This window comes from Actinophytocola sp. (assembly GCF_049647105.1).
Classification (GTDB): Bacteria; Actinomycetota; Actinomycetes; order Mycobacteriales; family Pseudonocardiaceae; genus Actinophytocola.
Window position 1 is genome coordinate 1 of sequence record NZ_JBARWZ010000113.1, and the last position, 9,979, is coordinate 9,979.

Genomic DNA, 9,979 nt, shown 5'->3' on the forward strand with positions numbered 1-9,979 from the left:
CACGGCAGGCACGGGCACCTCGGTGATCACGTAGCGTCAGAAACTTCATGATCACCTACGCCCGTGCCTGCCCTCGTCCGGGTCACCCAAGATCAACTCAAGTGATCTACTGCCGGAGCCTCTTAGGACAGTCGGATGCCGTCCGCTTGGTGGGGCCCACGTGCCAGCTGCTGAGTGGCGAAGGAAGGTGAACGGCTGTCGACAGTGGGGGCTCCGGTGCGCTGGTCAAGAAGTGGCACAGGTTAGCAACGCTCTGCGATCGGCGGTAACGTTCTGCGTTGACTGGCGATGGGCCTTCGGGGTGCCGCGCATACGTCAGCGGCACGGTTCAACAAGTAGAGGTCGGTGATCGCGTTGGCGCAGGACACCGTCGCGGCGACGACCCTGCCTTCGGGGGTGGCCGCCGGCGACCCGCCCATCAACTTCCGGGCGCACGAGGTCCGCGCGAATTCCCACGGTGCCCGGCAAGACTTCGAGGAGATGATCGGGCAGCTCGTCCGCGCCGTCCGACCCGGTGTCGCGGCCATGGTCGCCGCCAACCCGGGTGACTGGGGCCTCGATGTGTTCATTGGTGACCTCGGCGGCCAGATTGTGGTGTGGCAGTCGAAATACTTCATGCCCCAGGTCGCGGGCGGTACCCATCAAACGCAGATCCGCGAGTCCTTCAACTCGGCGATGAAGCACGCGTCCATCGAGAAGTACACGGTGGACCAGTGGATTCTCTGCGTGCCGTCCAGCATGGACGGACCAACGCTGAAGTGGTGGGCGGGCTGGAAGAAGCGAATGGAGAAGCAGCACGGGGTACTGATCGAGCTGTGGGACGAGAACGAGCTGCGGGGACTTCTGCTCTCGCCCGACGCGGACGCGGTGCGCAGGCACTACTACGGACCCGCCCGGCCGGCGCGCACGGTCGCCCAGGTCGTGGCCTTGGCAGATGAGGACTCCGACCGGCTGGACTCAGCGTTGTTCGTGCGTCAGCTCCGGGAGGCGGGACACACCGAGGTCTCTGCGTCCAAGCACCAGTTCTTCAACGCCGAGGTGATGGCGAGGGAGATCGTGGACAAGGGAGTGCCCTCGGAGGTCGCCGCACTGTCCCATGCCGACGCGGCGGTACACGGGCTATGGGAGGACCACTTCAACGACGCGTGCCAGACGCACGAGGGCGCGCGCCTGCCAAGCTTGCAGAAGTCGGTGATGGGCGAGATCAGAGCCCAGCACGAGGCGCTGGGAGTCGGGCTTCCTGCGGGTCCGGTCCACACATCCGGCCTGATGCACCGGGTGGTCGACGACCGTCGGGCTGGATGGGTCCGCCACTGGCGGCAGGTCGCGAAGGACCACCTCCGCCCTGCGGAGAGCGGGCAACCGGGCGACGCGCCCGATGCTGCGACTGCGGCGGAGCCGTCGTGACGACGCCCCCCGACGCCACGTCGGAACCAAGCACACGACCGCCGGTCGTGGTACCGGAGGACGATGTCGTCTTCCGGCTAGCGCAGCTGGTTCTGTTGCTTGCATCGCTCCGCCAGCTGGATCTGCCCGGGGCATCGATCGAACGTCTGGGCTTCTACGACTTCCTCGTGGCCAACCCGATGCTCGTGCTGACCGACGAGGAGGACCGGGACCGCAAGCGGCTGCTGATGGCGGGCTTCGACGGGCGGGCATTGAGCTACGCCAGCCCGGCGCACCGCTTCACCACCCGACGGGAGCGCCTCCAACATGACTTGGCCCTGCTCGTGGCTTACGGCTTAGTGGCACCAGCGGTGGACAAGAGCGTGCTGTACGCCGTGACCACCGAAGGCGTCGAGCTCGCTGGAAAGTTCAGCGCCGTCTACGCCCGGTCGTACCGACTGTCCGCAGAGATCCTGCTCGGCAGGCTGCGTCGCTTGAGCGACACACGGCTACGCGAAGCCGTTCACACCTGGACCACGACAGCACTCGACTCCGCGCGCCCAGAGACCCTCGACCTCCTCGACGCCATCCACCTGCTGGAGGACAGCCCGGCAGCCGACCTATCCATCATTGACGGACCTGAACCCCCGCCCACCGACGGACACCGCACATGAGCACCGAGAACGATCCCGCCAACACCACACAGGACACCCCACCCCCCGCAGAGGGCTCCTCCGCGACCCAGCCCGCCATCGTTCCCCGCGGCATCCGAGTCGTGCGCCTTCGACTCAAGGGCGTGGACCGCGACTACGAGGTCGACCTCCGAGACGCAGACGCGAACCTGCGGTCATTGTCCGTCATCGCAGGCGCGTTCAGCACGGGCAAATCGTCCGTCCTGGAGTTCGTGGCCTACTGCCTCGGAGGAAAGGACCACCCGCAACACCCGGAGATCCTCCGCAAAGTCAGGTCTGCCCTGCTAGAGGTGCAGCTCAACGGACAACCCCACGTCATCGAGCGGGCCGTCGGCGAACCGTCCGTCGCCGCGTTCGTCAGGATAGGGCGGTTGGGCGCCATCGAAACCCCACCGCTCGACAAGAAGATGATCAAACCTGCAGGTGCTCCGGACAGCCTGTCGAGCTTCCTGCTGTCCTACTGCGGCCTGGAAGGGGTGGAGCTGCGCGAGGCTCCCACACAGGCGGAGTCTGGGACCGATCCGCTCAGCATCCGTGACCTGCTGTGGCTCAGTTACATGCCCAACGAGCGCCTCGACGATAAGCACTTGCTGTTCGAGAGTTCGCCCATGAAGCGGCTCAAGCTCGGCCAAGTGGTCGACGTCGTGTTCGGTGTCCACGACGACAAGGCGGTCGAACTAGGTCGCCGAATCAGGGAGCTGGAGACCCGACTGGCCAAGGCCCGCGCCGACTACGCCACAACTCAAACGTTCCTCGACGAACAGGAGTTCGGCACGCGGATCGAGGTTGAACTCGTCCGCAGCGACGCTCAGCGAGCGGCTGAGCACGCGGCCCGCGCACTCGATGATCTGGATAGCCAGATCCGCGCGACGTCCACCTTCGCCGTCGACCTGCGCGCACGGCACAAGGACGCGTCTCGGCAGGCACAGCAGGCCGCGACGCTCGTGCGCGACCGCGAGACCCAGGTGCGCCGCCTCGTCCCCCTCCGCGCCCAGTACGCCGCCGACATCACCAAACTCACGATGCTCGCCGAGGCGCGGATGCTGTTCGATCCATTGCAGGTGAAGGTCTGTCCCGCCTGCCTGACCACGCTCTGCGATGCCCCGCACATCGCCGACGGCCACTGCACGCTCTGCAGCTCCGGGGTCACTGTGCACGCTGTACAGACCAGCAAAGCCAGCACGTCTGTCAACGGCACCGCACCAAGCACTGACGGTCTGGAGACCGAGGCGAAGTTCGACGTGTCCTCCGAGCTGCGGGCCACCAAGGCCCGCTTGGCGGAGATCACCACGTTCGTCGAGGAGCTTGAATCAGACCTCGGTCGCCTGCGCGTCGAGGCCGAGCAGGCCAACCACGTCGAGGCCGGTCTCGCGCGCGAGGTGGACGCCGCCACCAACGACGCTGTGAGCCCCTACCTCAGCCAGCGCGACGATTTGATGCGCCAGCAGCAGGCCGCCGCTGCCAGCGTGGACCGGGCGAAGACCGCGATCAGGATGCTCGACAGCCTCGACCGGCGCGGAGCTACGGTCACCCGCCTGGAAGCGAACGTCGCCGCCCTGCGGGCCGAGATGAACGAGGCCGCCATCCAGCCGGACCGCAACGACGTCATCCACCGCATCAGCGAGCGTTACGTAGCCATCCTCACCTCCTGGCGCTACCCCAAGCTAGACCAGGCGTTCATCGACGGCCGCCTCGTCCCCCACATGCGCGGCATGAGCTACACCAATGCCTCCTCCGGTGGCCGGACCCTGATCTCCCTGGCCTGGGTACTGGCCATCTTCCAGATTGCCTGGGAGACCGGCAGTGCCCACCCGGGCTTCCTCATGATCGACAGCCCTCAGAAGAACCTCGGCCAAGGCGGCGACCGCGACGCCGAGTTCGCCGACAGCATCGCTGTCACCGACTTCTACCAACACCTTCACACCTGGCTCGCAGGCCCTGGCCACGGCGCCCAGATCATTGTCGTCGACAACGCACCCCCCACCACCGCCGACGCCGACATCGTCGTCCGCTACTCCCGACGGGAAGACCAACCCCCCTACGGCCTCATCGACGACGAAGTCTCCTGACCGACCGCAGAAAAGTTCGTACGCTTCAGTGGCAGGCGTCATGCAGTTGTACCTTTACAGGCCAGGTTCTGTAGTGAGGTAGTGGCGTCCGTCATTCTTTACGGTCCGGTTCATCTAGCGGGCGCTTGGAGCGGATCGAAGATCGTGGTCACGAGTCGATACACATCGTCCCGACCAAGGCAACCGATACTCGATCAGCCGTAGCCGGAAGGGCGGGAACCTCGACTTCTTCGGTTGGTGATCTCGGCGACGTGAGAGCCGTCGGACAGCATTTCCACCGGATGCAGACTCAGGGTCGCTGCCACTCTCCATAGCAGTTCAGCGCCGGTGTAACCGCCTTGGTCCAGCAGCGGAACGAGTAGATGTGTCGATCGGCCAGTACCAGCATGCCCGGCCGCAACGAAGGGAACATCTCCTCGGTCAACATCGTCTCCGCGGCGGCATAACCACCCCGGGCGTCGAAGACTGTATGGGTTTCCAGTTCCACCAAACATGGTGTGTGAATTTGTGGATAGGCCGTCTTCTCCGCGCCGCGACCCGAGCCAGGCCGTCCGAACTCACGGTCGTTCTCCTCGGTATCCGGTACCGTAAACGTCGTACCGTCAACCGCTGTCAACAACCAACCCTTATATCAAGTCCCCACCATCTCCCGGCCCACTCTCGGTCGCATCACCGCCCGCGTCGCGGTTTCCATCGACTCCGAACCCAAACGACGACGAGCATCACCAATCGACCCGGTCGTCGGCACCCGATAACCCTGACCGCCACGACCGAACACCGCCATGATAATCTTCGCCGCCGACCGGTACGACTCGTGCGGAATCAGACACAACGCAAGCGTGAAATAGAAGGCCAATCGAGCGGGTAACGCATGAGCCCGCTGCTCCCGACGCCGGTATTAACCCGACCGGCATTGGGGCTAGGTCAGGCGTTGCCGCAGTGCCCGGAGCTGGTTCAGCAGGCCATCGATTGTGCGCATGTTGTTGTCCTGCTTGGTGTGTAGGCGATGTGCGGCAGCGTACGCGGTCTCCGCCAAGTCGATGGTCGAGGGAAAGAGTGGGCTATGGATGGCCAACAAGCAGTTCGCCAGGTTGACAAGCAGAAGTGCCCAACGGCATTGCTGATGCTCGTCCACTGCATCCGTGGGATCTGCTGCTCTCGGCACGTCATCAAGTTCCGCCAAAGATTCGACGGTCAGCGGCCGGAAAGTACCGCTCAATACACACACCGCGCGCCACTGCTGGTGGACCGCAGCGGCGAAGTCACCCTGTTGGTGCAGCAGATTGCCGTAACGGCCGATGACGAAGGCTTGCTCGGACGGCGGTAGCGCAGTAGCCCCGATGGCGATGGCCCGCTGGTAGATCGCCTCGGCCTCGCCGGGGCGCCCGGCCTGCCGGGCAATGGCACCCATCCAACCCAGTTCCAGGGCCAGCGACGCGTGGTCGTCCAGCTCGTGATGCAGGCGGCATGCGTGCCCGCGGGCGGCTAGCGCTGCTTCGAGCTTCTCATGGTCCCACAAGCGTTCAGAGACCCATGTGAGAAATTTGGCGGCCTCCGCGGCCGTGTCGTCGTATGGTGCATCTACGGATCGGCGACGCATGTCCGAGCGCAACGCCTCAAGACGCGTGGCCACGGCATCGGCTGCTTCCGGGGTGCGCTGCCGCTTGACCGCGTCCTCGATCAGGTCGACGAGTTCGCCTGCTAGCGATCCGCTGTAGAACATTTCTGCCCAGGCATCGATCGCCTCGACTAACCCGACCCGAGCCGCGACGCCTTCAGGTTTCCGTCCTGCAGCCTCGGCTGTTATCCGCGCCCGCAGCAGCTCGTTATTCTCGGCGCCGACCTGGTAAAGCTGCTCCGGATAGCGGGCAAGAACGTTACGCCCTAAGGGTTCCTCCAGCACTTCGAGCCCCGCCAGTACGACCGCCTCGCCGTACCAGCGCACGGCGTCGTCATGCTCGCCGCGTGTTAGCGCGACCGCACCCAAGGCCATCCGAGCCGCGCCTGCAACTCGGGGCAATTCGTTGTCCAGGTGGTCGCGGGCCACCTCAACCAGCGCCTCGTGCTGGCCGTCAGCCCAGTAGGCGTCGAACAACAGCCACGTGCACAGGAACCGGTACCGCCGGCCGTCGACGATTTCGCTGCCCAGTCGCAGCACCGCGGTCCGTTCCGGCCCGGTCAGCGGACCGGAGCCGAGCAGCAGCGCGGCGTGCGCGGCGATGGTGCTCTTGCCTTTCAGCAGCGGGGTGAGCGCGGCGACGGCCTTCTGTCCCTCACCACGACTGACCGCGTCTGCCCCGATAGCTAGCGTCGTCAAGGACGCCGAACCGTCGGCACCCACGACAGACAGCACTTCGTCCAGGTTGCCGGAAATCGAGCTGTTCAGGGCCAATCGGAGCAGGGCGTCCGCGAAGGGGGTCGGATCTGTGTCTAGCTGCCGCGCCATGGCCAGCCCTTCACTTGCTACAGTCGCCGCCATCGCCCGGTGGGCCGGTGTTTCGGAAGTCAGCAGCAGGTTCATCAGGTGCAGCCGGTTGTGAAGACGCCCGGCCTGGACAGGCGGGTTGACCGTGCGCTCGTTGAGCAGGTATCGGATGGCCTGTCCGAGCCTGCCGCGATGCTCGGCGAGGTCGCCAAGCAAGTGCAGCATCTCGGCCTGGTCGAACCGCGACATCATGGGCAAGTTCTTGACGTCGGCCAGGGCCAGTGTTAGCGCCTGGTCGGGATGCCCAGTCCTGGCCAGTGCGTACGCCTCGGTTCGACGCAGTGTTCTCGGTACGTCATCGCCGAGGCGGGTACGGGCAGCGGCCACCACGTCGAGAACCCGACCCGGCTCGCCTGCGTGCAGCGCGGCCAGCGCACGCCGCGTCCAGCCAAACCAGGTGTCGTGGTCCTCATCAGCCTCCACCGACTGCTGGTCCACGTCGACCAGCGCGTCCTCCAACGTGGTGTAGTTCTCGATCAGCTCCTCGTGGATCTGCGGCCAAGCGGGCAGGCCCGTCTTTAGACCGCGCACGAGGGCGATTGAGGCGGTGAAGTCCAGCTGTGCCAGGCCCTGTGCGGCCCGGGTAAGACCGAGCAGGTCGCAGCTGCCCCAGCTGCCGGGCGGCGACGGCCAAGGCCAGGTTGGCTGTCGTCGAGGCGCGCAGGGAACTGCTCCAGGCTAGGTCCTCCGTCCGGGTCCGGGTTGGTTCGGCGATCACCCGTCGCAACGACAGAACGTGCACGTCTTGAGGTGGTATCCCGGCTCGCACGACGTCTTGAACGACCGGAAACGGCTCGATTAGGCAGACTGGATCGACGACCGAGGCTAGCCGTCCGGCGCGGATGTGATCGGCGACGTCCTCAGTAAGCGAGAGGGCGGGTAGGGGCAGACCGTCCTCGACGGTGTCGTCGCGCTGCGCGTATGCAGGCAGGGCGAGCTGGAGGTCGCGGTATGCGCGCCTTAGCTGGCGCAGCGGCGCTTCGTCCGCGGCAGTTTCCTCGGCGTGCCGGTTGACCTGCGCGCGGGCATCGGCCACCCGGTCAGCGAATTCGACGGCTGGGGCGCCGCCCCAGCTCAGTGCGGTGAGCAGTGCGCGGATCGGGTCACGGTCGTGGGCCACACTCATACGATCCAGGTAAGTCGGGTCTTCAGGGAGCACGTTGGCGAGCAACTCATGCAACGCGGGCGGTCCGGCGAACCGCGACGCGACCAGCGCCATACGCTCGCGGAAAGTGAGGCGGGGAAGCAGGAAGGCGCCGCCCGGCCCGCTCGTAGGGGCGCAACGGGTAAGCAGGTGGCCCAGATGGTCGAGGGTGTCGGCGGAGAGCCCGCTGGACGGTTGCGCCTGCACGGTGATCGGACCGGACATATCCTCGGCGGCGGCGAACAGCCTGCCCAGCACGCCTTCCTCAGTGGTCAAGCGGGCCGGTTCGACCGGTTCGCCTGGCGTGCCGGCGAAGCTCATGGCGAGATCGTCAATGTCGCGCAACCACAGCACGGGCTGCACGAGACGGTAGGTGCATTCATCGGTCGTGCCGGAGCTGTCTCGCAGGGCATCCAGCCCTGAGCGGACCGCGTCGGCCAACGGCACGCCTGCTGCCAGGCGGGCGTACAGCGACCGGAACAAGGCCACCGCTGCGCCAGCCTGCAATGGTTCTCTAGCACCCAGCGCGACCCGAGCTCCGGCGCGTACCACCTGCGCAGGGAACGGCACCTCATCGATGCCGCGCTGTTGAGCAGCAGAACAGGAGTTGGTGAAGAAGACCGCGCAGCCCAGCGCGCGCAGCAGATCCAGCAGTTCGGTGTCCGAGACCGAGACCGCGTCGTTCCCATCGCGGACCTGGAAAGAGAAAACCGCGTCCAGGTCGTCGTCCGCCACCTCGACCCCGGATTTGCCGTGGGCGTCCAGGTGCACCACCCGTAGCGCTTCCGGCGCAGGCCAGCGATCGAAAGCCAGGTCGGCCCGGTGAGCGTCAGTGCGCAGCGACCGCGGGGCGATCCCGGAGTCAGGCCGCAGCACCTCGGCCAGCACCTCACCGAGCACAAGATGGCGCGGAAGGTCCCGATCGCCATGCGGTCGCGAGCCCAACCAGACCAATTCCGCGACGGCTGGGGCGAGTGGTGTGGGTGACCGTGCCTCGGAACGCTCCAGATGAACCACCAGGCAATCTCCGGTGACATGCAGCGCCTCCCACAACGGCCGGTGCGCCGCGCCGGACCCTGACACCGCCAGCACAACCGGGTCGTCACCGTCGGGCCAGACTGGGCCTAGCGCCAAGCGCAAATACCGAGCGTACCGGCGGGCCGCCAGGTCCACCCCAGCGGTTCGGCCTGCGTTGAGCAGCGCCTCTAACCCAGTGCGGTCCAGCCGAGTTACCGGCAGGCGGACCGGGTGAGGCTCCGCGGAGCCAGTCACCGTCTCCCGGCGCACGCCGAACAGACCACCTGCGTCGACATCCTCGACGGTCAGCACCACCGGTGGGATCATTCCGGCTGCAACCGCACAACGACCTCGGTGACCCCGTCCTCCTTCACAGACACGGTGATTCGGTCGTCAGCGGCCTTACCTGGAGCGCGTTTGCGGATCCGGGATACCACGGTCTGCACCGCCGCGGTGACCGCAGCCCCTGTCAGCTCGACGCCCGCACCAACGATGAAGTCCTGCACCACCTCCACGACTCCGAAAATGCCATCGGAGTCGTTCTCCACAGCGGGCACGGGGGTGAACCGCCCAGCGAGCTCAGACTCCCCGGACAGCCCTGACAACTCGCGCAACACCAATGCGGTGTTCTCCTCAGCCCCGATCACTCGCATCCGGACTAGGTCACCAGGCAGGATCTCCGGCACAGCACATCAACTCCCAGATTGATCACAAAGACTGTGAGGTATATCCCTCGATTGGAATCGCACGTTACTTCCGAAGACGAGGAGCGGATACGGCGACCTAAATCGGGGAGGCCGATGTTGCCCACAGGGGCTCCCGAGGCGAGACGCGTGCGATCCTTTGAGACTTGGGGCTACGGCAGCATCCCCTCGTTCCCGGCTCAGGTGATCACCAACTCGACTGCGGCGACCAGTTCACCGTCGTAGCGGATGCAGGCCCGGCCCGACGGCCCTCGTCATGGCATGCCTCAGCTTAAGCTAGTCGACGCCACTGACAGCCAAGCTGGTAGCACCGCGAGCGCCGCCATCGGGACTGCTGCAGCGCAGGACTCCGAATAAGAGGCTCCGGCAGTAGATCACTTGAGTTGATCTTGGGTGACCCGGACGAGGGCAGGCACGGGCGTAGGTGATCATGAAGTTTCTGACGCTACGTGATCACCGAGGTGCCCGTGCCTGCCGTGCCA

7 protein-coding genes and 1 pseudogene are annotated in these 9,979 nt (G+C 65.8%); 3 read left to right on the forward strand and 5 right to left on the reverse strand.

Annotated features, from left to right (window positions below; genetic code table 11):
- Positions 1-345: 345 nt before the first annotated feature.
- Genes WBA97_RS13785 through WBA97_RS13795 form a run of 3 tightly spaced genes read left to right on the forward strand, consistent with a single transcriptional unit; the run spans position 346 to position 4,147 of the window.
- The gene (locus WBA97_RS13785) at positions 346-1,407 is read left to right on the forward strand and encodes a hypothetical protein (RefSeq protein WP_424231178.1); all 1,062 of its coding nucleotides are present in this window, start codon (positions 346-348) and stop codon (positions 1,405-1,407) included.
- Positions 1,404-2,060 carry an ABC-three component system middle component 2 gene (locus tag WBA97_RS13790; protein WP_424231179.1) on the forward strand — a complete coding sequence of 219 codons (657 nt, stop codon included), beginning with the start codon at positions 1,404-1,406 and terminating at the stop codon, positions 2,058-2,060. The genes WBA97_RS13785 and WBA97_RS13790 overlap by 4 nt, the downstream gene beginning before the upstream one ends.
- The gene (locus WBA97_RS13795) at positions 2,057-4,147 is read left to right on the forward strand and encodes a hypothetical protein (protein ID WP_424231180.1); all 2,091 of its coding nucleotides are present in this window, start codon (positions 2,057-2,059) and stop codon (positions 4,145-4,147) included. Before WBA97_RS13790 ends, WBA97_RS13795 begins: the two co-directional genes overlap by 4 nt.
- A gap of 289 nt (positions 4,148-4,436) precedes the next feature.
- On the opposite strand, the gene WBA97_RS13800 is transcribed toward WBA97_RS13795, so the two are convergent.
- The 5 genes and pseudogenes from WBA97_RS13800 to WBA97_RS13820 all read right to left on the reverse strand — a co-directional run bounded on the left by WBA97_RS13800 (position 4,437) and on the right by WBA97_RS13820 (position 9,479).
- Positions 4,437-4,763, reverse strand: a complete 327-nt coding sequence (locus WBA97_RS13800; protein WP_424231181.1) for a hypothetical protein — start codon at positions 4,761-4,763, stop codon at positions 4,437-4,439.
- A 15-nt stretch (positions 4,764-4,778) separates the two neighbouring features.
- A pseudogene (locus WBA97_RS13805) lies at positions 4,779-5,027 on the reverse strand (transposase domain-containing protein); the annotation flags it as partial.
- Between the two features lie 39 nt (positions 5,028-5,066).
- A complete protein-coding gene (locus WBA97_RS13810) occupies positions 5,067-7,163 on the reverse strand; it encodes a hypothetical protein (RefSeq protein ID WP_424231182.1) in 2,097 nt (698 codons plus the stop codon).
- The gene (locus tag WBA97_RS13815; protein WP_424231183.1) at positions 7,045-8,664 is read right to left on the reverse strand and encodes a CHAT domain-containing protein; all 1,620 of its coding nucleotides are present in this window, start codon (positions 8,662-8,664) and stop codon (positions 7,045-7,047) included. Before WBA97_RS13815 ends, WBA97_RS13810 begins: the two co-directional genes overlap by 119 nt.
- 452 nt (positions 8,665-9,116) lie before the next feature.
- A complete protein-coding gene (locus WBA97_RS13820) occupies positions 9,117-9,479 on the reverse strand; it encodes a hypothetical protein (protein WP_424231184.1) in 363 nt (120 codons plus the stop codon).
- Between the last annotated feature and the right edge of the window lie 500 nt (positions 9,480-9,979).

Bases quoted from the DNA above. Each gene is read 5' to 3' on its own strand.
- WBA97_RS13795 (WP_424231180.1), top strand. From the start codon at position 2,057: ATGAGCACCGAGAACGATCCCGCCAACACCACACAGGACACCCCACCC.